Genomic DNA, 25,734 nt, shown 5'->3' with positions numbered 1-25,734 from the left:
CGGCGACGATAGTGCTACGGTGCAACAATAGCGAACTGCCAGTTCTTTTTTTTTATATTTATTTAAAGGGAGATTAAATTATGCCAGTTGGTGTTATTGTAAATGTTATTGCGGTATTTATTGGAACAATTATAGGGGGAACTATTAAGCACATTTTACCTAAGCATTTGATGGATGAATTGCCAAAGGTATTTGGAATTTGTTCTTTTACCATTGGGTTAATGTCGGTTATTTCTGTAAAGACTTTGCCGATGGTTATTATGGCTGTTATTATTGGTTTTTCAATTGGAGAATTGACTCATATTAATGAACATGTCTCTCATTTATTTTCTATGGCTTTAAAAAAACTTCCTTTTCATATAGAGGGCAATCATGATGAATATATGGAAGTTTATTTACTTGTTGTTCTTATGTTCTCTATGAGCGGTACAGGTATATTTGGAGCGTTAAGCGAAGGAATGAGTGGGGATTCTTTTGTCTTAATCTCTAAATCAGTTTTAGACTTTTTTACTGCTATTTTGTTTGGTGCAGCACTAGGGTATGCTCAGCTACTTATATGTGTACCACAATTTATTATTTTAATTTTGTGTTTTTTATTAGCACAGTTTATTATTCCTTTTACTACTCCTACAATGATTGCTGATTTTAAGGCGTGTGGTGGTATTATTACAATGATTACAGGTTTAACTGTAGCAAAAATATTTAAAATTAAAGCCATTAACTTAATACCTGCTTTAGTTCTTGTTATGCCTTTTGTTGCTTTATATCAATTCATTGTTTAATCTCATTGTTTTATGAGGTAAGATAGTTTCATAATTGGAGGTAAATTTGTGGATAATTTAATTTTTAGCTTGAATGCAACGCTACCTGTTTTCTTATTGATGTTGCTAGGTATATTTTTTAAAAAGATCGGTATTATAGACGATGTCTTAGCATCAAAAATGAATAAGTTTGTTTTTTTGATTCCATTACCAGTACTTTTATTTCATGATTTAGCTACTGTAGATTTTAATGAAGTATGGGATTTAAAGTTTGTTATTTTTTGCTTCATTGTTACCTTTATTTGTATTGTGATTGCGGCACTGCTTTCTTTATTTTTAAAAGAAAGAGGATTAAGAGGAGAATTTATTCAAGCTACTTATCGCAGTAGTGCAGCACTTTTAGGTATTGCTTTGATTCAAAATATATATGGTAATGCAAAAATGGCACCAATTATGATTATCGGTAGCGTGCCATTATATAATGTAATGGCCGTGGTTGTTTTATCATTTTTTAAACCCGGTCAACATCAATTTGATGGTCAGGTTTTAAAATCAACGCTAATAGGAATATTGAAAAATCCTATCATAATAGGGATTGTTTGTGGACTAATTTGGTCTTTATTAAAATTGCCTATGCCTACGATTCTAGATAAAACGGTAAGTAGTGTAGGGGCAATAGCGACACCAATGGGATTGATGGCAATGGGTGCTTCTTTTGATTTTAAAAAGGCTTTAAATAAAGTAACACCTGCACTTGTTGCTACGTTTTTTAAGCTATTTGGTTTTTGTTTAATATTTTTACCTGTTGCTGTAAAATTAGGATTTACTCATGAAAAGTTGATCGCTATTGTAATTATGTTAGGTTCGGCAACAACTGTAAGTAGTTTTGTCATGGCAAAAAATATGGGACATGAAGGGGTGTTAACTTCGAGTGTTGTCATGCTTACAACATTATTAAGTGGTTTTTCTATAACGATGTGGATTTATATTTTAAAATCATTTAATTTATTATAAAAGGAGTTTACTATGGATAAAGTTGAATTAATACAATCATTGAATATAAAAAAAGGACATGTTTATTTACAAAATCAATTACCAGCGCAAATCAGTAACGCTATTTATCAATATGGTAGTAGTGAAGATTATCATGTTATATTATATGTTGATTTGTCTACAGGTTTAGATGGTAGTAAAGGTTTAATTTTTACTGAAAACAACTTATATTTTCAATTAACAAAAAAAGGTCAAATTAATTATCAAAATATCCAAAGTATTACTTTAAAGAAAAATAAAAAGCAACTTTTTGTTAAAATCCAAACGAAAGATGAACACTACACTTTTAGTGATACTATTTTCGATATAGAACAACTTTGCACTGTTTTATCTAAGCTGACAACTTTAGAAGTGTCTTATGATTTATCACTTCATGAAAAAGTCTTATATGATATATCAATTATCTTAAGTGATATAGAAAACAATGAATATGAAGATTTAGAATTAGATGAAATAGAATTAAATCAATTAGATACTTTAAAAGGTGATATGCAGGGAATCTATGAATTGGATGATCAGGCTTATATATTAGAAATTGAATTATTATTGTCAAGAGCTTTAGAATTTTTTGATCAATTAGGATTAGATAGTGATGAAATAGATGAATTAGTATCTATTCGTGAACAATTCAATCAAAAACAAAATCAAGCATTTGAACAAGCTAAATCAATGGCTTCAAACATGGGAGTAGATATGGATTTATTAAAAAATAAATCACCGGAAGAACTCAATCAGATGGTTGATGACTTATGTGATAAATTTCATATCTCACGTAATCAAGTGGAAACATTAGCTAAAAAATTTATGAAACACTAAAGAAATGAATATTCATTTCTTTTTTTTTGTATAATAAAATATATAATATTTTTTAGCATTCATCTTGACAGAGTGCTAGGAAGAGTTATAATACTGTTAGCACATAGATAAAGGGAGTGCTAAAGGAGTGAATACGATGATAAAACCATTGCATAAATTTGTACTATTACAAAAAGAAGAAGTTGAAAATAAAACAACAAGTGGCATTATACTTACCACTGAAAAGAAAGATGTTCCAAGTGTTGCTTTAGTTAAAGCAGTAGGTGAAGAATGTGAAAGTGGATTAAAAGAAAATGATCGCGTTGTTTATAAAGAATATTCAGGTACAAATGTAACCATTGATGATGAAAAATATATCATTATTGATGAAAAAGATATTATGGCAAAGTTTGAATAAGGAGGCGCATATTTATGAGTAAAGAAGTAAGATTTTCAAATGATGCACGTAAATCAATGTTAAAGGGTGTAAATATTCTTGCAGATGCAGTAAGTGTTACATTAGGACCTAAAGGTCGTAATGTTGTCTTAGATAAAGGTTTTGGATCACCATTAATTACAAATGATGGTGTAAGTATTGCTAAAGAAATTGAATTAGAAGATAAATTTGAAAATATGGGTGCTAAATTAGTTTATGAAGTAGCCAATAATACAAATGATGTAGCTGGTGATGGGACAACAACAGCCACAATCTTAGCACGTCAAATGATTGTTAATGGATTAAAAGCTGTTGATAAAGGAGCTAATCCAGTATTGATGCGAGAAGGAATTGAAAAAGCGAGTAAAGAAGTAGCAAAATCAGTATTAAATCATTCTCGTAAAATTGAAACAAGCAATGATATTGCTTCTGTTGCGACAATATCTGCTGGAAACGAAGAAATTGGACAACTCATTGCACAAGCAATGGAAAAAGTTGGTCGTGATGGTGTCATTAATGTAGATAAATCAAATAGCTTTGATGATGAATTAGAAGTCAGTGAAGGTATGCAATATGATAAAGGCTATGTTTCACCATATATGGTCAGTGATCGTGATAAAATGCAAGTTGAAATGGATAGTCCATTAGTATTAGTTACAAATCATAAAATCACAAACTTACAAGAAATTCTACCTGTACTAGAACAAGTCGTTCAAGCCAATAAGCCTATATTACTTATTGCTGAAGATTATGAAAATGAAGTTATTTCAACACTTGTTTTAAATAAATTACGTGGTACTTTCAATGTTGTAGCCACTAAGGCACCAGGATTTGGTGATAATCAAAAAGAAATGTTACAAGATATTGCAGCACTTACAAATGCTAAATTCATTAATAAGGATTTACAAATGAATTTAAAAGATGTCACAATGGATGATTTAGGAACAATTAAAAAGATTATTGTAACAAAAGATAATACTACAATGATTTCTTCTAGTGAACAAAGTGAAGCATTAAAAGTAAGAATTAATGATATTAAAGCTCAACTTGAAAATATTCAATCTGATTATGATAAAAAACAATTACAAGAACGTTTAGGTAAATTATCTAATGGTGTAGCAACAATTAAAGTTGGAGCAACAACAGAAAGTGAATTAAACGAAAAGAAATTAAGAATTGAAGATGCTTTAAATGCAACAAAAGCTGCTGTTGAAGAAGGAATTGTTATTGGTGGTGGTGCTGCTTTAGTTGAAGCTTATAAAGAAGTAAAACCAGTATTAAAATCAAATCATGTTGATGTACAAAAAGGTATTAATATTGTAATGGATTCGTTATTTGCACCAATTAGCCAAATAGCAGAAAATGCTGGATATAATGCAGAAGATATTGTTGAAGGTCAAAAGAAGGCTAATAAAAACATGGGATTTGATGCTAAAAATGGTGAATGGGTCGATATGTTTGAAAAAGGTATCATTGATCCAACTAAAGTAACCAGAAGTGCATTATTAAATGCAAGTAGTATTGCTTCATTATTTATTACAACAGAAGCTGGAATTGCGGAAGCAAAATCAGATGATGCCCCAGCCGCTCCTGCAATGCCTCAAATGTATTAATAAAGAAAATCAATAAGGAGATTATATTCCTTATTGATTTTTTATTTTATATAAAAACGGAGTAAATCAATTACAGATACAATGCCTATAAAGCGTTGATTATCTAAAACAATAATATCATCATAAATAAGATGTGAAGGTCTGTTTAATGCTAATTGACAGACATTTTTTATTGAAAAATGTGAAAAAACAGTTAAACAGTCTTGATTAACAATATCATCAATATGAGCTAATTCATGATAAATACAACCAAATTCATTAAATAAATATTCTTTTTTAATGATACCTAAAAAATGATGATGATCATCAAGAATATAAATTTTAGACGTCATATCTTGATTAAATAAATCATATGCTTTTTTTATTGAATCACTGATTTTTAAAGTATATGTACTTTTACATAATGATTCTATGGAATCATTATGTAGAAAGGAAGCATGATCATGGGGGTATAGTTGTTTGATTTTTGCTTTTTTAGTACTTTCTATATCACAAAAGGTGTCACTTGGTTTTTGCAAATAGTATCCTTGACCATATTCTACCCCTAGTTTAATAAGATAAGTGAGTTCTTCCTCTGTTTCAATTCCTTCAGCAATCAATAAATAATTCATTTCTTTACAATAATGAACCATAGCTTCTACCATAGTTGATTTATCTATGTTTTGATGAATATTATGAATGAGTTCACGGTCTATCTTGATATATTCAGGTTTAACTTGACTAATTCTATTTAAATTAGAATAACCAGCACCGGCATCATCAATGGCTATTTTAAAACCTTGATTACGATAATGTTTAACGGCTTTATTAAATAATTCCATATTTTGAATAGATGTCTTTTCAGATAATTCAAAGACAATACGGTGACTATCTAAATGATATTTATTTAAATATTCTTTAGTAAATCCTTGGACAAATTCTTGATCAAGTAAGATATTAGCATTAACATTGATAAAGAGTTGTAAATTTGATGGTAGCTTTTGGCTTGCTTTTAAAGCTTTTTTACGACACAATGAATCCAAATTCCAAGCTTGATTCATTTGGTTAGCCATATTAAATAATTCTTCTATTGTTAAAGAACATGGTTTTAATGTAATTCTGCTTAATGCCTCATAAGAAATGATTTCACCTGTTTGTAAAGATACAATGGGTTGAAAAACACTTTTAATTTGTTTGTCATTAATGATTTTAAAAAAATCATGGGTATTTTGTTTTGTTAATTTCATATATTGTCCTCTTTTCACGTTGGAACTATACAAAAAAAGACTATTAATAACTATCAATAGTCTCTATATTTTATCTAAAGTTAATGAAAAGATTCTTTAATATCTTCTATGATTTTCATTAAAGATAAACTGTCTTGATGGGACCATTCTTGAATATCATCATCTTTATTCATGATACCATCATTTGCTTTTTTTATTTCATCATACATATCATCAAAGAGTAAATCTTGATGATAATGATAACTTTGACCATCATTTAAATAAACCGTATATTCGATAGGACGATTATACATAGGAATCTCTATTCTTCCAAGAGTCCCATAAATATAACCCATACGTTCTTTATTTTCATCAATAGCTCCTTCAACAATTCCTTTAGCATTACCATAATCTAATTCACTATAAAAATAATGATCAATACCTTCTTTAATACGATAATGACTTTGAATACTTTGATACTTGTCGCCTAGAAAATCCATAACAAAAGAAATGGGATAAGGTCCTACATCATATAAAGCGCCACCTTGAATAGGATCTAATAAATACCATCCAGGTCTTTTATTATCTAAAACATCATTACAAAAAGAAGCTTGTACCTTAATAACTTGACCAATTGTGCCTTTATTCACTTCATCTTTAATCTGCTGATTAAAAGCAATGAATCTCGTTTTTAAAGCTTCCATAAAAAATACCTGATTTTGATGAGCTAATGCAATCAGTTCCTTAGTATCTTGATAGCTCAAAGTAGAAGGTTTTTCTACTAAGACATGTTTATGACAAAGAAGAGCCATTTTTGCATAATGATAGTGCATACCATGAGGTAAAGCAATATAAATGGCATCGACGTCACTACGAATTAAAGTTTCATAATCATCATATACTTTTACATGATGAAGAACCGCTTTAAATTTATTTTGTTTTTCTTGATTATGGCTGGCAATGGCTTCAATACAAGCACGATCAGCATATTGAATACTTTGAACAAAACGCCAAGCAATATTGCCTAGACCAATAATTCCCCATTTAATCATTAAATCACCTCATGTTCATCATATCATAACCCTATTTATTATGGTAGAATAAATACAAGGTGGTGATTTTATGTATAGTGATTATCATGTTCATACAGCTTTTTCTAATGATTGTAACTATCCAATGGAAGATGTTATCAAAGATGCCATAACGAAGGGAATCAAAGAAATCTGCATTACAGAGCATGTAGATTATCTAACAAACGATTTAAAATACGTTGTTGATTATAATGCTTATATAAAAGAATTTAATCGTTTAAAAGATTTATATCATGATCAAATAAAAATGAAACTAGGCGTAGAATTTGGCATGCAAACCCATACAATTCAAGACTTTCAAAAAGATTTTAACCAATATCCTTTTGACTTTGTTATTCTATCTTGTCATCAAATTCAAGATCTTGAGTTTTGGAGTCAAGAGTTTCAAAAAGGAAAAACACAACAACTTTACAATCATGACTATTATCAAGAAATTAATGATGTCATTAATCAATATCATGATTATAGTGTTTTAGGACATTTAGACATGATTAAACGTTATGACTTACAAGGTGCCATGGATGATCATCAAAATGAAGAAATAATTAAAAAGATTTTAAAGAAAGTGATTGATGATGGTAAAGGTATTGAAATCAATACTTCTTATATTCGTTATCACTTAAAAGATACTACCCCAAGTCATCAAATCTTAAAATGGTATTATGAACTAGGAGGTAAAATATTAACATTTGGTTCTGATAGTCATGAAAAAGATCATTTAGGCTTTTATATTGAACAAGCAAAAAAGGAGGCAAAAGAAATAGGTTTTCAATATTACTGTACCTTTGATAAAATGAAACCTATTTTTCATCAATTATAATGAAATTAGTTATACCTGATCTATCACAAATAGATATCATTCATCATATAGAACAAACTTGTTTTCCTCAAGCAGAAGCAGCATCAAAGGCTTCACTGACAAAACGAATATTAACTTATCCACAAGGATATCGCTTATGCATTAAAGATGATCAAGTTATTGGTTATATTGGAGGTTTAAAAACAAATCAAACAGTCATTGATGATAAGATGTATGAAGATACATCTTATCATCATGATCAAGGATTATATCAAATGATATTTTCTGTATGTATCCTACCTGATTATCAAGGGAAAGGATATGCTAGAAAAATGTTAATGAATTATATTGAAGAAATGAAAAAAGAAGATTTAAAGGGAATCATATTAACATGTAAAGATCATTTAAGACCTTTTTATGAAAGCTGTGGTTTTACATGGATGCAAATATCTAAATCAACCCATGGACAAGCCAAATGGAATGATATGATTTTAAAATGGAGGTAAAAAATGAAATTATTAGCGAGTGATTTTGATGGAACACTTATTCACCATCAAGAAAATAAATCATATATATTAAAAGAAGATAAACAAAAAATCATCGATTTTCAAAAAGCAGGAAACTTATTTGGAGTTTGTTCTGGCAGAGAATTAAGAGGTTTATTAAATCAAAGTGAAGATGTAAAATTTGATTTTTATATCTTACATAGTGGTGGTATTATTTTAGATCAAAATCAACATGTGATTTATGAAAAATTGATTGGTAAAGAAGATATGAAAAAAGTGATAGAATTATTTGATAAAAATGTTTGTTGGACAATCGTTGCCGGAAATAAAAAATATGCGATGAATCCCCATTCTAGAATACCTCCCTATGATCTTTTAATTAAAGATGTAGATGAAGTAAAAGAGGATAGAATTGCAACATTTTCAGCTCATTTTCCTCATGACCAAGAAGCAGCTAGAAAATGCTGTGAATTAGTTAATAAAAATCAAACAATCGTTAAAGCTTTTCAAAACATTGAAGATGTAGATATTGTTTTAAATGGTTGTTCTAAAGGAAATGCTATTCATTATATTCAACAATATTATCATTTAAAAGACGAAGATATCAATGTCATAGGTGATTCATATAATGATATTAGTATGTTTGATGCTTGTCATAATTCCTTTACATTTTTTAGTAGTCCTCAAGAAGTACAAGTACATACAAAGACTTTAGTACACAATATTAAAGAATGTATCGAAAAAATCATACCAGAGTAGTCAACGTAGCAACGAGAGTTTACATCTATGTAAAGCAGGATATCTAGTCATACTCTTTGTTTTTAGGTATGATGTGGAAAAGACGAGGGAGGAATTATATGAATATTGAAATTGCTGAAAGACTAGCAAAATTAAGAAAAGAAAAAGGCTTATCACAAGAAGCCTTAGCCAAAGAAATAGGGGTATCTAGACAAGCAATCAGTAAATGGGAAAGAGCAGAAGCTTCTCCGGATACAGATAACCTTATTGCTCTAGCAAAACTCTATAACATGACATTAGATGATTTATTAAAAACATCTCATTCAACAAATAATCAAAAACAAGATAAACCAAAAAAAGATGAAGTTCACATCTCACTAACAAAAGGAATACATGTAAAAGATAAAGAAGGCAGTGAAGTACATGTAGGATGGAATGGCATTCATGTAGATGATAAAAAAGAAAATACTAAAGTAGATGTTGATTCAAACGGAGTCTTTATTGATGGAAAACAATACGATCATGATGACTTTATTACTCATAATAAAAAATCATTTCCTATTGCATCAATACTGATCCTAGTATACTTATTTATCGGAATCTTCTTTAACCTATGGCATCCAGGATGGATTATCTTATTATTTATACCCATCATTGAAAGTATCATTTCAGCCATTAAAAAGAAAAATCCATCCAAAATAGCTTATCCAGTTATTTGTGCTGCTGTTTTTCTATTCTTTGGCTTCTATTACAACATGTGGCATCCAGCATGGGCTATCTTTCTTACTATCCCTGTATTCTATTCTTTAGTGTCATATTTTATACAAAAATGAAAAAATTCCTCTAAATAAGTGTGTTTTCCTTGCTTTAAATAGGTATTATATCGTATAATTAAATTTTACTTAAAAGGAACCATTCCTTTTATTGTAAGTTATTAAGAAGGGGAGAAAAGAGATATGATGGAAAAAATGATTAAAAACTTACAAAAAAAATCAAATAAAAAAGGTTTCACATTAGTAGAAATCATCGTAGTATTAGTTATCTTAGCTATCTTAGCTGCAATTGCAATTCCTTCAGTAATGGGATATGTAAATGATGCAAAAGAATCAAAATATATCCAAGAAGCTAGATCTATTTATTTAGTAGTACAAACTGAAGAAGCAAGATGGAGAGCAGAAAATAACAAAAAGTCAACTGATGCAGTTGATGCTAGCGTTTATACAAATTTAGGAAAAGATTGTACAGATCCTCAAGGTGGAATTGTTAAACAAAAAACAGATCTTACTGATGTAACAATTACTCCTCCAAGTGGAAGTACAAAATACTATACTTTTACATGGACTAGCGATGGTAGTTCAATTACTGCTCATTTAACTACAAATAAAGATGTAAAAATTATTAAATAAGAAGAAATTTAATATTCATTTTATAAAAAGCATTGCTAAATTAAGCAATGTTTTTTTGTACTTTCATTAAGAGGAGTTTTTTGTTTTCTTTAGAAATATATGATATAATGTGCCTAAGTAAGGATGTGACATGATGGAAAGAATGATGAATAAATTAAAAGATAGAAAAGGATTTACATTAGTAGAAATTATTGTAGTTTTAGTTATTTTAGCTATTTTAGCTGCTATAGCTATTCCATCAGTCATGGGATATGTGGATGAAGCAAAAAAATCACAATATATTCAAGAGGCAAGATCGATATATTTAGTTGTTCAAACTGAAGAAGCAAGAATGCGAGCTGAGGATAATGTTGAATCTTTTGATGTAAATAATAATTTGAAATCTTATGAAAATTTATATAAACATTTAATGGATAAAACAACTGTAGAGGAAGACAACACACAGGCTAATCCTAATGGGGAAGGGATTGCTTCTTCTAAAACTGGATTACCCAAGGTTCTTTATATTTATCAGTATCCTAGTGGAGATACGAATGTATATGTATTTAGATGGAAAAGTAATGATGGACATATTATAGACGCAAACGTATATAAAAATAAAAAAGTTGAAATTCAATCTATTAAGTAATACCACTTCGGTGGTATTTCTTTATATCACAATATCTTGAAGTTCAAAGTATATTATGATATATTGGCATAGGTGATGAAAATGAAAAATAGAAGTTCTATGATAATAAAGGTAATTGCGATTATTGCATCCATTTATGGAATGATAAGATCCTTTGATAGTTTGATGTTTTTTACATATTTTACTAATTTATCTAACATCTTTATTGATGTCATGTTGGTTATCTTTTTAATTTATGATATTCAAGGGGTAAAATATAGACCTCAGGGAATGCACATTATAAAGTTTATGGCTACAATATCTATTACATTAACTTTTTTAGTTTATATGTTTTTATTGGCGCCTACAAATTCTCATGGATTTATGGGAGCATATTTGCATAATGGGGCTGGAAGTTTATGTGTACACTTCATTACACCAGTACTGTCGATTATTGATTTTATTATGTATAGTTATGATTATGACGCTAAGGAAAAGCATGTATTTTATGCAGTGGTTCCACCACTTATTTATGTGGGCTATGTGATTGTTTTAGGACAATGCTTTTATATGAGATGGGATCAAACAATGTTAGCTCCTTATAATTTTTTAAATTATGGAGCTAAGACGGGATGGTTTGGTTTTGATTTAAGTTTGTTAGGACATACGACTTTAGGAATTGGAACTTTTTATATGATTATTATTTTATTAGTGATCTTTATTGGTTTAGGAAGTTTATTTTTAAAGATAAGACGTAAAAATACTATTTTATATTGATAAAATAGTATTTTTTTGTTGATAAAAGGGGAGTATTGTTTTCAATTGTGGACATAAATGGTATAATATAACCTGTAAAATTAGGGGGATTGTATGAATTCAATAATCATATTATGCTACATTTATTGCTTTATTATTGGAACATGTGTAGCAAGCTTTATGAATGTCATCGTCGATCGCGTACCCCGTCATGAAGACTTCGATCATGGAAGAAGTCATTGTGAATCATGTGGACATACGTTGAAATGGTATGATTTAATACCCATTTTAAGTTATGTTTTATTAAGAGGTAAGTGTAGGTATTGTAAGGCAAAGATACCGATGAGAGGGTTCTTTGTTGAGTTATTTGGTGGATTGGTAAGTGTTTTTTGTTTTTATAGATATCAGTTTTCTATAGAAACAGTATTATTATTTGTTGTGAGTATGATTTTACTTGCGATTACATTAATTGATCATGATACAATGATCATTCCTGATGGATTAAATATAGTGTTGTTTATTGTTTGTTTTGTTTTATGTATTGTAAGACATTTAACTGTATTTGATGCAGTATTAGGAATGCTATGTATTGCCGTACCTATGTTTATATTAATTTTACTCATTCCTGATTGTTTTGGTGGTGGAGATGTAAAGTTAATGTTTGCTTCTGGGATTGCGTTAGGGATGAAATATAGTTTACTTGCTGCCTTTATTGGTATTTTAGTAGCAGGTATCTATTGTATTTATTTAATTCTAACAAAGAACGTAAGTAAAAAAGCTCATATTGCTTTTGGACCTTATTTATCGTTAGGAATTTTTATAGCGTTAGTGTATGGACCAGAGATTGTTTCTTGGTATATCAATTTATTAATGTAAAGGAGTAGAACAATGGCAACTTTTAAATATGTTTCTAAAGATATGAGTTCTAAAAAAGTAAAAGGAACATTAGAAGCTGAAGATGAACAAGAATTAATAAGAAAACTAAAAGATCAAGGCTTATTTTTAATTGATTGCCAAGATATCACTAAACAAAGCATCAATAAATATAAGTTAAAATATAATGAATTAGCAGAGTTTTCAAGAGAAGTAGGAACAATGCTAGGATCAGGTTTATCTTTAATTCGTACTTTTTCTATTATGTGTCGAAGAGAAGATAATCCTAAAATAAAAAAGATTTATGAAAATATTTATGTAAAACTACAACAAGGTTTTACTCTTTCAGCAGCGATGGAAACACAAGGAGTGGCGTTTCCACCGCTAATGATACAAATGTTTAGAGCTGGTGAAGCTAGTGGGCAAATGGATAAAACAGCTTTAATTATGTCTAATCAATATACAAAAGATCATCGTATTAGAGGAAAGACAAAGTCTGCAATGATGTATCCTATTATTTTAATTGTTGTAACAATAGCAGTATTGCTTATTGTTTATTTAGGTGTTTTACCATCATTCTTTGATATCTTTGTTAATGTAGATTTACCTTTAATTACGAAAATTAACATTGGTATTAGTAAGTTTCTACAAGGATATTGGTATCTTGTGATACTGGGATTTATTCTTCTAGTAGCGTTATTTTTGGCTTTATTAAGAGTACCTAAAATACGTTTAGAAGTAGATAAAATGAAAGTTCATATTCCTAAGTTTGGCAACCTAATGGTAACGATTTATACAAGTCGTTTTGCTAGAACTTTATGTTCTTTATATACAAGTGGGATGTCTATTGTTAATGCATTAAATATTGCTAAGTCAACAATAGGTAATACTTATATTGAATCACAATTTGATGAAGTGATTAAAAAGATTAGAAATGGTGAATCACTGTCTCAATCATTAAAAGATGTTGATGGCTTTGATATCAAACTTAATAGTAGTATTTATGTAGGTGAAGAAAGTGGGCGCTTAGAAACCATGCTTACGAGTCTTGCTGATGATTTTGACTTTGATGCAGAACAAGCTAGTGAAAGAATGGTCACTTTAATTCAACCAATTATGATTATTATCTTAGCTGTTGTGATTTGTTTAATCATTATTTCAGTATTATTACCAATCTATACATTGTATAACAATGTTGGAAATATGTAGGAGGCATTATGGAAACAGTTATCTTTTTATCAACCAGTGGGTTACAAGTAATACAAGGTGAAGTAAAACACAATAACATTAAGGTTCATTATTTCCAAGATTATCAATTCAAAGAAGGAACAATGTTAGATGGTGTTATCATGGACGACCGTCCAATAAAAGAAGCATTAGAACATGTAAAAGAGCATTATATAGATAAAACAAGATTAGTTATTGATAGTGGACAAATTTTAGTTAAATGCCAACAAATGCCTAAAGTATCAGCAAGGGAAATGCAAAAATTAGTTAAAGATGAATTTGTTGATGTTGTTGGACAACATGAAGATTTAATTTATGATTATACTGTTATCGCAGATTCTATTGAAGGCAAAGAAGGTCAATTAGTTTTATGTGCAGCCTTAGAAAGATCATTCATTGAACCTTATATTCAATTATTCAAAGAAGAAAATATAGAATTAGAAACCATTGATATTCTTACTAATTCAATTATCAAACTTACAGCATCGATGCCATTATTAAGTAATCAATCTTATATTTTATCTATGATCAATGGTCAAGATGTTAACCATTATATGTTTATTAAAGGACAATATGTCATTACCAATAGATGTCGTATCTTCTCTGATCGAGGAAGTGTTGCCTTTATTACAGAAGTATCTAATAGTTTAACAAAACTATTACAATTTGCTAGAAGTAACTATAAAGACGATAATATTACTCATATATACTTTGCAGGATTAGATAAATTTGAAGAAGACCTATTGTTTTCAACAATTAGTTCAAATTTATCAATGAAAACAACACGTTTTGAATGTCCTAACTGCACATCGGATTCAAATAATGATTTTCTAGCTCATAAATTCTTAGCAGTTGGAAGTTTATGGAGGAGATAAGAGATGAAAGGTAAAAATAGAGGAAGAGATATCGATTTTTTAAGTGTTTATTACGCTAAAGAATCAACAAATACAATTAACTTTGAAAAAATAAAACCATGGATACTACCTATTGTTTTAGTTGTTTTATTTGCAGGAAGTACGGGTTACTTTGCATTAAACAATCATTCAATGCAAAAAGATGTAGATAGTTTAAATGATAAACTACAAGCATTGATTGTCCAAAATGCTAAACAAACAGATACTGAAAAAGAAACTACGCTTGCTAATCTACAAAAAGAATTAAAAACAAGCCAAGCTATTTCTGATAATTTAAGTAGTTATCCTCAAATTACAAAACAAATGCCAGATCAAATACAATCAGTAAGTAAAGATCTTACAATTAAATCAGTATCCTTTACTCAAGAAAATGGAAATATCGTTTTATCAGTAGAATCTAATCGTGTAGACGGTTGTCAAAATGCTGTAAGACAACTAAAAGAAACAGGTCTTTTTGATGATGTAAACTACACAGGATATAGTCAAAGTGGTGGCGTAAGTGAACAAACTCAAAATGTGACTGATCCTACAACAGGCGAAGTGACAACCCAAACAACAACGACCCAAACACCTATTGTTTATTCATCAACAATTACTTGTGTATTACAAGGAGGAAAGACAAATGGACAAAATTAAAAAATCAATTCAAAGTCTTTCTAAAAGAGAAAAGATCTTAATCTATATCATGATTATTTTAATTATTATTTGTATTGGCTGGTTTTTATTACTACAACCACAACTTACAAAACATCAAGAATTATCTTCTCAAAAACAATTACTAGAAACTCAAATACAAGCCAATAGTATAGTTCCTAGTAGTAGTGATTTAACATCACAAATTAATAGTGTAACCAAAGAAATCGAAACATCAAAACAAGGGTTATATGAAGTCTTAGGAAAAGAAGATTTAGATAAACTTGTAACTGGTTTAGCGCAACAATACAAACTTGTGCCTAAAGATTTAACTATAGGTGATATTACAAAAACAAAATTAACTAAATATTCTAAAAACAGTAACTCAACAACTGTATATACATCTGCAATTCAACAAACATGTACAGGGACTCTTGATCAATTAAATAGTTTATTAGATGATGTACGTGCTAACGAAAGTATGCAAGTGACATCTACATCCTTTGAACAAGGTACAGGTACATATGAATTTCATATTTCTTATACAGTGTATATGATTGAAAAATAAAAGGGGTGAAGACAATGAATAATAAAAAGGGTTCAACAATTGTATGGGCAGTAACCTTAATTATGCTTTTAATGGTCATTGTCGGAGCCTCTTTATCTTTAGCTTATGTTCACTACAATCAATCAATTAAAAATCACAATCAAACTCAAGCTGAATTAATAGCTAATTCAGCTATTAAATCATTAGCTTCTGTTATTGAAAAAGGTGATCAAAATGATCAAATTATCCCTTCGGAGGTAAACGGAGTAACAAATATCTACAAGATGGAACTTGATCAACCATTTGGAACAATTAGTGATATTAAAGTAACAAGAAAGAAAAAGAACCTTGTTATCGCAACACTTAAAGCCACATATAGTGAACAAAGTTATACTGTATATGCTTATATTACTCAGTCAAAAGGTGTTTGGAAAGCTATCCAATATGATACGAATGGTAATCGTAGCATTAAAGTAAGTGATTCTACAGGTGGAAATACTGATGATAACACAGGAGGTAACACTGGTGGAGATAGTGGAAGCACTTCAGTAACAGCTGATACTGTCGAAAAGATGAAAACAAAATTTGATAATTTCATTAATGCTTTTTACAAAATATGTAACCAAAACCAAACTAGTTTTACTCAGTGGATTAATCAAGAGTGTGTAAAACAAAATGTTCCAATTTATACTAGCAATGTCTATTTTGATGTGAATAATCCATATAATGATCAATATAATGATATTTACTCAAAATTATATAATTCATCTGAGACTGAGAAATTAGATGATTCGATTGTTCAAAAAGCAAAGAAAATCAATCCTTCAATTTCTGATACTATATATTTACATTTTCTTATTATTAAAAATACAAATGGTGAGTATTGTATTTTAGGTAATGATAATTCGCAAAGCAATCAAAAAGATAATTTTTCAATTATATTTTACAACGACAAAATATATGTGAGAAAAAATAACAATACAGGTTATTTATGGCAAATACAAGAAGGAAAAACTAATCTAAATAATTTAATTAATACAGTGGATTGGAAAGAACTAGAATAGGGGGAAAGTATATGAAAAACAATAAAGGTATGACACTTATTGAAACAATTATCGCTCTTCTTATTCTAAGTACGGCTTCTATTATTATGGTGACTGGATTTGTTACAGCTTTTAGGGTATTCAGTGATTCTGAACAATATAAAAACAATACTAATAATGAAGAAACAGCATTAATTAATGAATCACAAAAAGATACGAATATTGATGTTAATCCTATAGATGCTACATATTCGATTACTTTACAACAAGGTCAAAGTCCGATTACAGTTGATGGAATTTACAAAAAAGCAAAAAGTAAAACTGATAGTGGAGTGACATTATCTTCGTTTGAAATAGATAATAGTGATGATACTCAAAAAGTTAGAAATGTTTATAAAAATTATTGTGATATGATGACTCAAATTCATAATTATTTAAAAGAAAAAGTAAAGGCAACTTCGCAAATGAATAGTTCAGATGTAAAAAAATATATAAACAAGTGGCTAAAAGAAGAAAAAAATATTAATGTAGAAGTAAATGATATTATTACAAATTTACCTAAATTGTATTCATTGGTGTATCCTAATATAAAAATTAATGCACTAGGTGATGAAATAGCATCAATTAATCCTCAATTTGATAAAAATAAGTACACTTATGTAACTCCTTGTTTATTTATGAATAAAAATACTGATTACTATGATTTTTTCGATGGTGAAAAATATAAAGATGTTTTCATATTACTTGGTGATAAAGCAAAAGAGGGAGATCGACCAAATAAAATTTATGCACTTTATGATAATAATTCTTCAAATGAAGATGTAGATGTATGGTGGGTTCCTAAAAATGGAGTAAATACATCTGAAATTACTGGTACATATTCAGAATTTTATAATAAGATAAAGAATGATTCTTCTTGGCATAGAATTGAAACAACAAAAAGATAAAAGGAGGTGACTAAGAAATGAAGAAAATAAATAATAAAGGGATGACATTAGTTGAAATTGTTATTGTTTTAGTTATTGCCTCATTAACTATGGTGATAACTGGTGGAATCTTAGTCAACTCTTTAGGATATTTTGATACATCTACTAAAACGTCACTTGATAAACAAGCTACTGATGGAATTATGGATTATATTAGTGATGAAATAACATATGCGACAGAAGTTAGAGTATCAAACACTAAACCAGATGACCGTTCTTGGCATGTGATTCATGTGAAAGAAGATAAGTTATATCGTGATAGCAAACAAGTTTTTAATGATGATTATTATGTTAACAAACGTAAATTAAAGATAGTTGTAAGAGGATTTAAGCAAAATGGTTATCGTTTGGATATGACGGTAAGTTTTCAAAAAGGTGAAGATAAGGATGTTTACAAGACATCAAAAACTTATGAATTAGTTAATTTTAATATTAGCACTGGTTCATCTGCTACTAATTTTTTTCAAAATATATCGGATAAAACAACATTAAATGATAGTACTCATAAATTATATTATATCGTAGATGATACTGTTATGGATGATAATAATGATGATAACAAAGATACTACAGGTGATGGTACAGTTGCAGATATTGTTAAAAATATTGATTCTACAAATTATCAAGGAGTTTATAAACAAAATCAACTTTATGATCGATATGATATTGTTTGGTATAATGGGTCATGGTGGCAATACATTTCTGAATGGGCTAATGGAACAGTGAAGCCTGGCGATGCAGGTGGGGCCTGTTGGAAAAAGCTAGATAGAAATTTTGATATTGGTAGCACATATGAATATGGAGATATTGTTATTTATAATAATTATTATTATAAAATGATAAGTGACAAAATATATTCGACAGGACATACACCTGATTATACTTCTTATAAACAATGGGAATGTTTGGGAAGAATCGACAATAAAGACGTCGTTGATGAGGTAAAAAAGAATACTTATACAAAGTATCCTAGTAAAACAATGAAAACTAACATTGTAAAAAATTATATGTCTGATGCTAAATATAATTCTACCTTACAGGATAGTAAAAAAGATGATTATGATGAATATAGTTCAGATAAATATTACAAAAAAGGAAGTTTCATAAAGATGAAGAGTTTGAATGATGAAGATTTTTATGAACTTTGGTATGCTTGCATTGAAAAACCCGGAGTTCCTGGTGTTATAAGTAGTGGATGGATTAGAGTAGAAAACAATTATGATCAAAGAAGTACATATTTACAAAATGATATTGTTTATTCTATTGCAAAACAAGCGGCTTTAAAAGCTAATGTTAATATATTTCAAACATCAGGTAGTTTAGATAATGACATATATAATATGCATTATTGGGATGCAGTATATTAAATCAAAAATGGAGGTTAACATATGAAAAGTTTACCAATAGGTGAAGTATTAAAGGAATACGGATATATAAATGAAGAACAGTTACAAACAGCATTAGCTGCTCAAAAGAAAGATAGAAGTAAAAGATTAGGAGAACATTTAATAGATTTAGGGTTTGTTAGTGAAAGACAAATGTTAGAAGCATTATCTGATAAACTAGCAGAGCCTTTAGTATCACTAGATGCTATTGAATTTGATATTAATGCAACAAAGAGAATTCCTAAGGCAATGGCACAAAAATATAATGTCATTGCTTATGCTATTGAAGGAGATAACTTAACTGTAGCGACAAGTGATCCTTTAAATTTCTATGGGTTAGAAGATGTTCGACTTGTTGCTGGATGTCATTTATCAGTTTCTTTAGCGACAAAAGAAGAAATTCAAATTGCGATTGAAAAGTATTATAGTGATGTAGATACTTTAGATTTGATTGATAACTTAGATGATCAACCTGTAGAAGAGGAAGATGATTTAGATTTATTTGATGCTCAAGAAGATGATACACCGGTTGTTAAGTTATTAAACTCTTTATTATTAAGAGGATATAATAATAGTGCATCAGATATTCATATTGAACCTTTTGAAGATAATGTACATGTAAGAATGCGTATTGATGGGATGTTGGTTGATTATTTAGATTTAAATAAAAATATTCAAGCAGCTTTAACTGTAAGAATTAAAATATTATCTAATATGGATATTGCTGAAAAGAGAAATCCTCAAGATGGTCACTTTATTGGTAAGATTAATGGCATTGAAATGAATATTCGTGTATCTGTTATTCCAACTATTTTTGGTGAAAAAATAGTGATGCGTTATTTAAATTCAAATACAACAATTTCGCGTTTAAGCACTTTTGGGATGACTCAAGATAACTATGATAAAATGAAACAAATGATGGCGATGCCTCATGGTATCATTTATGTTACGGGTCCAACTGGAAGTGGGAAAACAACAACCCTTTATATGATTCTAGAAGAATTAGCTAAAGGTCAAGTTAATATTTCAACTATTGAAGATCCTGTAGAAAAAAGATTATCAAGAATTAATCAAATGCAAGTTAATCAAATGTCAGGCTTAACATTTGAATCAGGATTAAGAGCTTTAATGCGACAAGACCCAGATATTATCATGGTTGGAGAAACCCGTGATAAAGAAACAGCTGAAATTTCAGTAAGAGCGGCAATTACAGGTCACTTAGTAGTCAGTACATTACATACAAATGATGCCATTAGTTCAATTGTTCGTTTAGAGGAAATGGGAATTGAACCATACATGGTAGCAAACTCTTTAGTTGGTTTAGTAGCTCAACGTTTAATGCGTGTTGTTTGTCCTCATTGCAAAAGACAAGTAGAAGCAACCGTTACAGATAAAATCGCAGTAGGTGAAGACATTAAATATATTACTAAGGGTACAGGGTGTCCACATTGCAATAATACGGGATATAAAGGCAGAATTGCGATTCATGAAATTATCATGGTTGATAGTCATGTAAGAAAGATGATTGCTAATAAAGAAGATATAGATACCATTATGGATTATTTAAAAGATGAACAACATGTAGAAACATTAAAAGATCAAGCTGTACAATTAGTTAAAGATGGTGTAACAACAGTAGATGAATTAAATAAAATTACTTGTTACATTGATTAAAGGAGATCATTATGGCAAATATAAATGAAGTATTACAATATGCTAGACAAAGAAAATGTAGTGATGTGCATATTGGTGTTAAAACAGGGATTGTTTTAAGAAAAGATGGTCAATTAAAATCATATGATCAATCATATGATGATCAAACAATCGAAAAAATGATTTTATCATTATGTCATGATCGCATTTTAAAGTTAGTACAAAATCATGAAGACGCTGATTTTGTTTATACTGATGGTAGTGATCGTTATCGTGTTAATATCTACTTTCAAAGAGGAAATGTAACAGCAGCCATTCGTGTTATTGATGATCATATTCGTTCATTAGAAGAACTTCATTTACCTGATGTATTACATAAATTATCGTTATTACCTCGAGGTCTTATTTTAGTAACAGGACCAACAGGAAGTGGTAAATCAACAACACTTGCTGCTATGATCGACTTTGTTTCATCAATCAAGAATTGTCATATTCTTACAATTGAAGATCCAATAGAATATGTTTACCAACAAAAACAAGCTTTAATTCATCAAAGAGAAGTTTATGAAGATGTTGATTCTTTTGATACTGCCCTAAAAAGTGCAATGCGTGAAGACCCAGATATTATTTTAGTTGGTGAAATGCGTGGTTATGAAACAATACAAGCTGTTATTACTTTGGCGGAAACAGGACATCTTGTCTTTAGTACTTTACATACGGTAGGAGCACCAAAAACAATTGATCGTATTATTGATGTCTTTCCTACTCATAAACAAGAACAAGTCCGTACTCAATTAGCGAGTGTTTTACAAGCTGTTATTACCCAACAGTTATTACCTTTACAAAGTGGTGAAGGACGTGTAGCTGCTTTAGAAGTCATGGTGGCAACAGATGCTATCAAGAATTTAATTAGAGAAAATAAAGGACATCAAATTGATTCTATGATTCAAACTGGAAAGAATGAAGGTATGATTTCATTAAATGGTTCTTTAGCACAGTTAATTAAATCAGGACAAGTAAATCAAATTATTGCTGAAGAATATTCACTTGATGTAGGTGAATTAAGACAATATTTACAATAGGCTTATTGATAAGCCTATTTTTATGTTAAAATAATAGAAAGGGGGAAGAGAGTCATGGAAGTAGTATATTATAAAGAATACAGTGAGTGTTTATTAAGAGATATGGAAATGAAGGTATATGGAACGCAAGGACAACCATTTATTGTCTTTCCTGCTCAAAATGGACGTTACTTTGATTTTGAAAACTTTGGTATGGTAGAAAGTGTAAAAGATAAGATAGAACAAGGACAAATACAATTATTTTGTGTAGATAGTATTGATGAAGAAACTTATTCTGATGAAACAGGAGATCCTAGTCATCGTAGTTATATGCTTGAACAATTTTATTATTACATTGTAGATGAAGTTGTTCCTTTTATTCATAATATGAATAAAACATCACTTATTATGACTACAGGATGTTCTTTAGGGGCTTTACATGCTTTAAATATCATGCTTAGAAGACCGGATTTATTTAAAGGATCCATTGCTTTAAGCGGTTATTATGATAGTGATTTATTCTTTGGAAATTATATTGATGAAAATATTTATAATAATGCTCCTTTAAAGTATTTAAATGGCATGTCTCATGATCATCCTTATATTAAAATCTATCAAGATAGAAAAATGATTTTATGTAGTGGACAAGGAGCATGGGAAGATGAAATGATGAAATCAACACATTTAATGCAAGAAACTTTTGCCAGATTGAATGTACCAGCATGGATTGATTATTGGGGAAAAGATGTTAATCATGACTGGGTATGGTGGCAAAAACAATTCCCTTATTTTGTTGAACATATTTTATAGGAGGTTTTTATGAATTATATTTTTATATCACCTAATTTTCCTGAATATTATTGGCAGTTTTGTAAGTCATTAAGAAGTAAAGGAATTCATGTATTAGGTATTGGTGATGCACCTTATGATAGTTTGCATCCTGAAACAAAGAGTAACTTAGTAGAATACTATCGCGTTAATAGTTTAGAAAATTATGATGAAGTATACCGTGCAGTAGGTTTCTTTATTGGTAAATATGGCAGAATTGAATATATTGATTCACAAAATGAATATTGGTTAGAAATGGAAGCTCAGCTAAGATTAGATTTTAATATTGCCAGTGGGACAAGACCAAAAGAGTTAAAAGCAATGAAATACAAATCAAAAATGAAATCTGTTTATAAAAAAGCGGGTATTCCTACTGCAAGATACCAACTTATAAAAAAACAACAAGATTTATATGATTTTGTAGAAGAAGTAGGTTATCCTGTTGTTGTTAAACCTGATAATGGCGTAGGAGCAAGTGATACCCATAAATTATCAAACAAAAAAGAAGTTTTAAAATTCTTAAAAAATAAAACTAAAGGAGTAAGTTATATTGCAGAAGAATTTGTTTATGGGCATGTAGAAACCTTTGATGGTATCACTGACAGTCATAAAAATATTTTAGTTTGTACAAGTCATGTATTACTTGATTCTATTATGGATTCAGTTAATCATCATTGTGATATGGGATTTTATAGTCAAATGGTAAAAGGCAGTGATATTGAAACTATTGGTAAAAAGGTCGTTGAAGCTTTTGATACAACTCAAAAATTCTTCCACTTTGAATTCTTTAGATTAGAAAAAGACAAAGCAGGATTAGGTAAAAAAGGTGATTTAGTTGGTTTAGAAGTGAATATGCGTGCGCCAGGAGCTTATATTCCCGATATGATGAATTATGCTTATGATTGTAATGTTTATGATATTTATGCCCAAATGATAGTAAATGATAGTTATCAAGAAGAATTAAAACAAAAGTATTGTATTGGTTATGTAGGATTAAGAGATCACGTTTCTTACGTACATCATAATCAACAAATCAAGATGAAATACGGTGAACAAATCATTACATATGAACCTGTACCAGAAGCTTTAAGTGAAGCTATGGGTAATCATGTTTATTTATTAAAAGCCAAAACAGAAAAAGAAATTAAAGAAATGATTCAATTCATTAGAGAAAAGAAATAGTTAAGAGCCTCTTTAAAAGAGGTCCTTTTCATATCTTTCAAAAAATGAAAATCAAATGACAAATATCAATGAATCAGTAAAATAAAGATGAAAGAAAAAGGAGGAATATAAACATGAGTTTTCCAAAAGGATTTTATTGGGGTGGTGCTACAGCTGCTAACCAATTAGAAGGTGGATGGCAAGAAGGAGGAAAAGGTATTTCTTGTCCTGATATTTGTACTGGAGGTACAGCTACAAAATCAAAAAGAATTACACCAGTATTAGAAGAAGGAACATTCTATCCAAGCCATGATGCGATTGATCATTATCATCGTTTTAAAGAAGATATTGCATTATTTGCTGAAATGGGATTTAAAATGTATCGTTTTTCAATTGCTTGGACACGAATCTTTCCAAATGGTGATGAAGATCAACCTAATGAAGCAGGCTTAAAATTTTATGAAGAATTAATTGATGAATGCTTAAAATATAATATTGAACCTTTAATTACAATTTCACACTATGAAGTTCCTTTTAACTTAACTAAAAAATGGAATGCATGGACTGATCGTCGCATGATTGACTGTTATTTAAATTTCTGTAAAGCTATTTTTACTCGTTATAAAGGAAAAGTAAAATATTGGCTTACATTTAATGAAATTAATAGTGCTACAACAGCGATGGGTGCTTTTTTAGGACAAGGAATCTTAAATGAAATTAAAGAAATGGAATTTATGGATCAAGTGGATATTCCAAATAATCGTTTCCAAGGATTACACCATCAATTTCTAGCAAGTGCTTTGGCTGTAAAAATGGCGCATGAAATAGATCCAAATTATCAAGTAGGATGTATGCAAATCATGGCAACAAGCTATGGGTTAACATGTAATCCAGCAGATCAAATTGAAAATCAACAAAAAAATCATTTAATGAACTGGTTTTGCAGTGATGTACAATGTCGAGGAAAATATCCAAATTATATAAAACGTTACTTTAAAGAAAATCATATTGAAATTAAAATGGAACCAGGAGACGAAGAAATTCTAGCAAGTGGACCAGTTGATTTCTATACATGTTCTTACTACATGTCAAATTGTCAAACTGTTGATCCTGAAAAACAAAAAGCAGGAAAAGGGAATATTTTAGGTGGAGTACCTAACCCTTATTTAAAAGCATCAGACTGGGGATGGCAAATAGATCCAGAAGGTTTAAGATATTCATTAAATGAAATATATGATCGTTATCAATTACCAATCTTTGTCGTAGAAAATGGTTTAGGTGCTTATGATAAAATTGATGAAGATGGAAAAGTAAGAGATGATTATCGTATTGATTATTTAAGAAGTCATATTGAACAAATGCATGAAGCTGTATTAGATGGAGTTGATTTAAGAGGATATACACCTTGGGGATGTATTGACTTAGTTTCTGCTTCTACAGGAGAAATGGCTAAACGTTATGGATTTATCTTTGTTGAAAGATATGATGATGGTACTGGAGATTTTTCTAGAAGAAGAAAAGAATCATTCTATTGGTATCAAAATGTTATTAAAACAAATGGCGAAGAGTTATAAAAAAATGACCGTTAATATTAACGGTCATTCCAGATTGTTGACAAACCTATACCTTTACATAAAGATATAGGTTTTTTATATCT

At 29.4% G+C, this 25,734-nt stretch carries 27 protein-coding genes; 25 read left to right on the top strand and 2 right to left on the bottom strand.

Annotation, left to right across the window (positions count from 1 at the left end; genetic code table 11):
• The first annotated feature begins 80 nt into the window (after nt 1–80).
• The 5 genes from DW911_RS10090 to groL all read left to right on the top strand — a co-directional run bounded on the left by DW911_RS10090 (nt 81) and on the right by groL (nt 4,658).
• The gene (locus tag DW911_RS10090; RefSeq protein WP_118434175.1) at nt 81–782 is read left to right on the top strand and encodes a DUF554 domain-containing protein; all 702 of its coding nucleotides are present in this window, start codon (nt 81–83) and stop codon (nt 780–782) included.
• Nucleotides 783–830: 48 nt separating this feature from the next.
• Nucleotides 831–1,775: an AEC family transporter gene (locus DW911_RS10085; RefSeq protein WP_118607777.1), complete on the top strand. Its 945-nt coding sequence runs from the start codon at nt 831–833 to the stop codon at nt 1,773–1,775.
• 12 nt (nt 1,776–1,787) lie between these two features.
• Complete coding sequence (locus tag DW911_RS10080; RefSeq protein WP_118434177.1) at nt 1,788–2,630, top strand: hypothetical protein; 843 nt, start codon at nt 1,788–1,790, stop codon at nt 2,628–2,630.
• Between the two features lie 136 nt (nt 2,631–2,766).
• A complete protein-coding gene (locus tag DW911_RS10075) occupies nt 2,767–3,027 on the top strand; it encodes a GroES family chaperonin (protein ID WP_118434178.1) in 261 nt (86 codons plus the stop codon).
• A 14-nt stretch (nt 3,028–3,041) separates the two neighbouring features.
• Nucleotides 3,042–4,658, top strand: coding sequence for a chaperonin GroEL (gene groL, locus DW911_RS10070; RefSeq protein WP_118607776.1), 1,617 nt, complete (start codon nt 3,042–3,044; stop codon nt 4,656–4,658).
• 41 nt (nt 4,659–4,699) lie between these two features.
• Here the strand turns inward: groL and DW911_RS10065 are convergent, their stop codons facing one another.
• Nucleotides 4,700–5,884 (bottom strand): EAL domain-containing protein, encoded by a 1,185-nt coding sequence (locus DW911_RS10065; protein ID WP_118607775.1) that lies wholly within the window; start codon nt 5,882–5,884, stop codon nt 4,700–4,702.
• Between the two features lie 80 nt (nt 5,885–5,964).
• Entirely contained in the window at nt 5,965–6,915 is a 951-nt protein-coding gene (locus tag DW911_RS10060; protein WP_118434181.1) for a Gfo/Idh/MocA family protein, read from the bottom strand.
• Nucleotides 6,916–6,985: 70 nt separating this feature from the next.
• Between DW911_RS10060 and DW911_RS10055 the strand changes: the two genes are divergently transcribed.
• The 20 genes from DW911_RS10055 (at nt 6,986) to DW911_RS09960 (ending at nt 25,651) form a co-directional block, all read left to right on the top strand.
• A complete protein-coding gene (locus DW911_RS10055; RefSeq protein ID WP_118434182.1) occupies nt 6,986–7,774 on the top strand; it encodes a histidinol-phosphatase HisJ family protein in 789 nt (262 codons plus the stop codon).
• The gene (locus DW911_RS10050; RefSeq protein WP_118434183.1) at nt 7,774–8,259 is read left to right on the top strand and encodes a GNAT family N-acetyltransferase; all 486 of its coding nucleotides are present in this window, start codon (nt 7,774–7,776) and stop codon (nt 8,257–8,259) included. Before DW911_RS10055 ends, DW911_RS10050 begins: the two co-directional genes overlap by 1 nt.
• A gap of 3 nt (nt 8,260–8,262) precedes the next feature.
• On the top strand, nt 8,263–9,018 hold the full coding sequence (locus DW911_RS10045) for an HAD-IIB family hydrolase (RefSeq protein WP_118434184.1): 756 nt from the start codon (nt 8,263–8,265) through the stop codon (nt 9,016–9,018).
• Between the two features lie 98 nt (nt 9,019–9,116).
• Entirely contained in the window at nt 9,117–9,830 is a 714-nt protein-coding gene (locus DW911_RS10040; protein ID WP_118434185.1) for a helix-turn-helix transcriptional regulator, read from the top strand.
• A 123-nt stretch (nt 9,831–9,953) separates the two neighbouring features.
• Nucleotides 9,954–10,403 carry a prepilin-type N-terminal cleavage/methylation domain-containing protein gene (locus tag DW911_RS10035; RefSeq protein WP_118434186.1) on the top strand — a complete coding sequence of 150 codons (450 nt, stop codon included), beginning with the start codon at nt 9,954–9,956 and terminating at the stop codon, nt 10,401–10,403.
• Nucleotides 10,404–10,536: 133 nt separating this feature from the next.
• Nucleotides 10,537–11,031 carry a prepilin-type N-terminal cleavage/methylation domain-containing protein gene (locus DW911_RS10030; RefSeq protein ID WP_233541889.1) on the top strand — a complete coding sequence of 165 codons (495 nt, stop codon included), beginning with the start codon at nt 10,537–10,539 and terminating at the stop codon, nt 11,029–11,031.
• A gap of 81 nt (nt 11,032–11,112) precedes the next feature.
• On the top strand, nt 11,113–11,787 hold the full coding sequence (locus DW911_RS10025) for a Pr6Pr family membrane protein (RefSeq protein ID WP_199589182.1): 675 nt from the start codon (nt 11,113–11,115) through the stop codon (nt 11,785–11,787).
• A gap of 93 nt (nt 11,788–11,880) precedes the next feature.
• A complete protein-coding gene (locus tag DW911_RS10020; protein ID WP_118607774.1) occupies nt 11,881–12,642 on the top strand; it encodes a prepilin peptidase in 762 nt (253 codons plus the stop codon).
• A gap of 12 nt (nt 12,643–12,654) precedes the next feature.
• Complete coding sequence (locus DW911_RS10015) at nt 12,655–13,848, top strand: type II secretion system F family protein (RefSeq protein WP_118433790.1); 1,194 nt, start codon at nt 12,655–12,657, stop codon at nt 13,846–13,848.
• 8 nt (nt 13,849–13,856) lie between these two features.
• Complete coding sequence (gene pilM, locus DW911_RS10010) at nt 13,857–14,741, top strand: type IV pilus biogenesis protein PilM (RefSeq protein WP_118607773.1); 885 nt, start codon at nt 13,857–13,859, stop codon at nt 14,739–14,741.
• 3 nt (nt 14,742–14,744) lie between these two features.
• On the top strand, nt 14,745–15,416 hold the full coding sequence (locus tag DW911_RS10005) for a hypothetical protein (RefSeq protein WP_118607772.1): 672 nt from the start codon (nt 14,745–14,747) through the stop codon (nt 15,414–15,416).
• The gene (locus DW911_RS10000; RefSeq protein WP_118433796.1) at nt 15,403–15,981 is read left to right on the top strand and encodes a type II secretion system protein M; all 579 of its coding nucleotides are present in this window, start codon (nt 15,403–15,405) and stop codon (nt 15,979–15,981) included. The genes DW911_RS10005 and DW911_RS10000 overlap by 14 nt, the downstream gene beginning before the upstream one ends.
• A 14-nt stretch (nt 15,982–15,995) precedes the next feature.
• Nucleotides 15,996–17,024, top strand: coding sequence for a hypothetical protein (locus tag DW911_RS09995; protein ID WP_118433798.1), 1,029 nt, complete (start codon nt 15,996–15,998; stop codon nt 17,022–17,024).
• Nucleotides 17,025–17,035: 11 nt separating this feature from the next.
• Nucleotides 17,036–17,950, top strand: a complete 915-nt coding sequence (locus tag DW911_RS09990) for a type IV pilus modification PilV family protein (protein WP_118607771.1) — start codon at nt 17,036–17,038, stop codon at nt 17,948–17,950.
• A gap of 17 nt (nt 17,951–17,967) precedes the next feature.
• Nucleotides 17,968–19,356, top strand: coding sequence for a prepilin-type N-terminal cleavage/methylation domain-containing protein (locus tag DW911_RS09985; RefSeq protein ID WP_118607770.1), 1,389 nt, complete (start codon nt 17,968–17,970; stop codon nt 19,354–19,356).
• A 21-nt stretch (nt 19,357–19,377) separates the two neighbouring features.
• Nucleotides 19,378–21,048 carry a GspE/PulE family protein gene (locus DW911_RS09980; protein ID WP_118433804.1) on the top strand — a complete coding sequence of 557 codons (1,671 nt, stop codon included), beginning with the start codon at nt 19,378–19,380 and terminating at the stop codon, nt 21,046–21,048.
• 11 nt (nt 21,049–21,059) lie between these two features.
• Entirely contained in the window at nt 21,060–22,109 is a 1,050-nt protein-coding gene (locus tag DW911_RS09975; protein ID WP_118607769.1) for a type IV pilus twitching motility protein PilT, read from the top strand.
• Between the two features lie 54 nt (nt 22,110–22,163).
• On the top strand, nt 22,164–22,898 hold the full coding sequence (locus DW911_RS09970; protein WP_118433808.1) for an esterase family protein: 735 nt from the start codon (nt 22,164–22,166) through the stop codon (nt 22,896–22,898).
• Between the two features lie 9 nt (nt 22,899–22,907).
• On the top strand, nt 22,908–24,098 hold the full coding sequence (locus DW911_RS09965) for an ATP-grasp domain-containing protein (protein ID WP_118607768.1): 1,191 nt from the start codon (nt 22,908–22,910) through the stop codon (nt 24,096–24,098).
• Nucleotides 24,099–24,211: 113 nt separating this feature from the next.
• Entirely contained in the window at nt 24,212–25,651 is a 1,440-nt protein-coding gene (locus DW911_RS09960; RefSeq protein WP_118607767.1) for a glycoside hydrolase family 1 protein, read from the top strand.
• Nucleotides 25,652–25,734 lie beyond the last annotated feature (83 nt).

Origin of the sequence: Erysipelatoclostridium sp. AM42-17 (assembly GCF_003480255.1) — a bacterium.
GTDB lineage: Bacteria > Bacillota_I > Bacilli_A > Erysipelotrichales > Coprobacillaceae > Faecalibacillus.
Note: the sequence above shows the minus strand (reverse complement) of the source record. Positions and strands in the feature narration are given on the sequence as shown.

Bases quoted from the DNA above. Each gene is read 5' to 3' on its own strand.
- DW911_RS10090 (WP_118434175.1), top strand. From the start codon at position 81: ATGCCAGTTGGTGTTATTGTAAATGTTATTGCGGTATTTATTGGAACA.
- DW911_RS10080 (WP_118434177.1), top strand. From the start codon at position 1,788: ATGGATAAAGTTGAATTAATACAATCATTGAATATAAAAAAAGGACAT.
- DW911_RS10075 (WP_118434178.1), top strand. From the start codon at position 2,767: ATGATAAAACCATTGCATAAATTTGTACTATTACAAAAAGAAGAAGTT.
- groL (WP_118607776.1), top strand. From the start codon at position 3,042: ATGAGTAAAGAAGTAAGATTTTCAAATGATGCACGTAAATCAATGTTA.
- DW911_RS10065 (WP_118607775.1), bottom strand. From the start codon at position 5,884: ATGAAATTAACAAAACAAAATACCCATGATTTTTTTAAAATCATTAAT.
- DW911_RS10060 (WP_118434181.1), bottom strand. From the start codon at position 6,915: ATGATTAAATGGGGAATTATTGGTCTAGGCAATATTGCTTGGCGTTTT.
- DW911_RS10055 (WP_118434182.1), top strand. From the start codon at position 6,986: ATGTATAGTGATTATCATGTTCATACAGCTTTTTCTAATGATTGTAAC.
- DW911_RS10050 (WP_118434183.1), top strand. From the start codon at position 7,774: ATGAAATTAGTTATACCTGATCTATCACAAATAGATATCATTCATCAT.
- DW911_RS10045 (WP_118434184.1), top strand. From the start codon at position 8,263: ATGAAATTATTAGCGAGTGATTTTGATGGAACACTTATTCACCATCAA.
- DW911_RS10040 (WP_118434185.1), top strand. From the start codon at position 9,117: ATGAATATTGAAATTGCTGAAAGACTAGCAAAATTAAGAAAAGAAAAA.
- DW911_RS10035 (WP_118434186.1), top strand. From the start codon at position 9,954: ATGATGGAAAAAATGATTAAAAACTTACAAAAAAAATCAAATAAAAAA.
- DW911_RS10030 (WP_233541889.1), top strand. From the start codon at position 10,537: ATGGAAAGAATGATGAATAAATTAAAAGATAGAAAAGGATTTACATTA.
- DW911_RS10025 (WP_199589182.1), top strand. From the start codon at position 11,113: ATGAAAAATAGAAGTTCTATGATAATAAAGGTAATTGCGATTATTGCA.
- DW911_RS10020 (WP_118607774.1), top strand. From the start codon at position 11,881: ATGAATTCAATAATCATATTATGCTACATTTATTGCTTTATTATTGGA.
- DW911_RS10015 (WP_118433790.1), top strand. From the start codon at position 12,655: ATGGCAACTTTTAAATATGTTTCTAAAGATATGAGTTCTAAAAAAGTA.
- pilM (WP_118607773.1), top strand. From the start codon at position 13,857: ATGGAAACAGTTATCTTTTTATCAACCAGTGGGTTACAAGTAATACAA.
- DW911_RS10005 (WP_118607772.1), top strand. From the start codon at position 14,745: ATGAAAGGTAAAAATAGAGGAAGAGATATCGATTTTTTAAGTGTTTAT.
- DW911_RS10000 (WP_118433796.1), top strand. From the start codon at position 15,403: ATGGACAAAATTAAAAAATCAATTCAAAGTCTTTCTAAAAGAGAAAAG.
- DW911_RS09995 (WP_118433798.1), top strand. From the start codon at position 15,996: ATGAATAATAAAAAGGGTTCAACAATTGTATGGGCAGTAACCTTAATT.
- DW911_RS09990 (WP_118607771.1), top strand. From the start codon at position 17,036: ATGAAAAACAATAAAGGTATGACACTTATTGAAACAATTATCGCTCTT.
- DW911_RS09985 (WP_118607770.1), top strand. From the start codon at position 17,968: ATGAAGAAAATAAATAATAAAGGGATGACATTAGTTGAAATTGTTATT.
- DW911_RS09980 (WP_118433804.1), top strand. From the start codon at position 19,378: ATGAAAAGTTTACCAATAGGTGAAGTATTAAAGGAATACGGATATATA.
- DW911_RS09975 (WP_118607769.1), top strand. From the start codon at position 21,060: ATGGCAAATATAAATGAAGTATTACAATATGCTAGACAAAGAAAATGT.
- DW911_RS09970 (WP_118433808.1), top strand. From the start codon at position 22,164: ATGGAAGTAGTATATTATAAAGAATACAGTGAGTGTTTATTAAGAGAT.
- DW911_RS09965 (WP_118607768.1), top strand. From the start codon at position 22,908: ATGAATTATATTTTTATATCACCTAATTTTCCTGAATATTATTGGCAG.
- DW911_RS09960 (WP_118607767.1), top strand. From the start codon at position 24,212: ATGAGTTTTCCAAAAGGATTTTATTGGGGTGGTGCTACAGCTGCTAAC.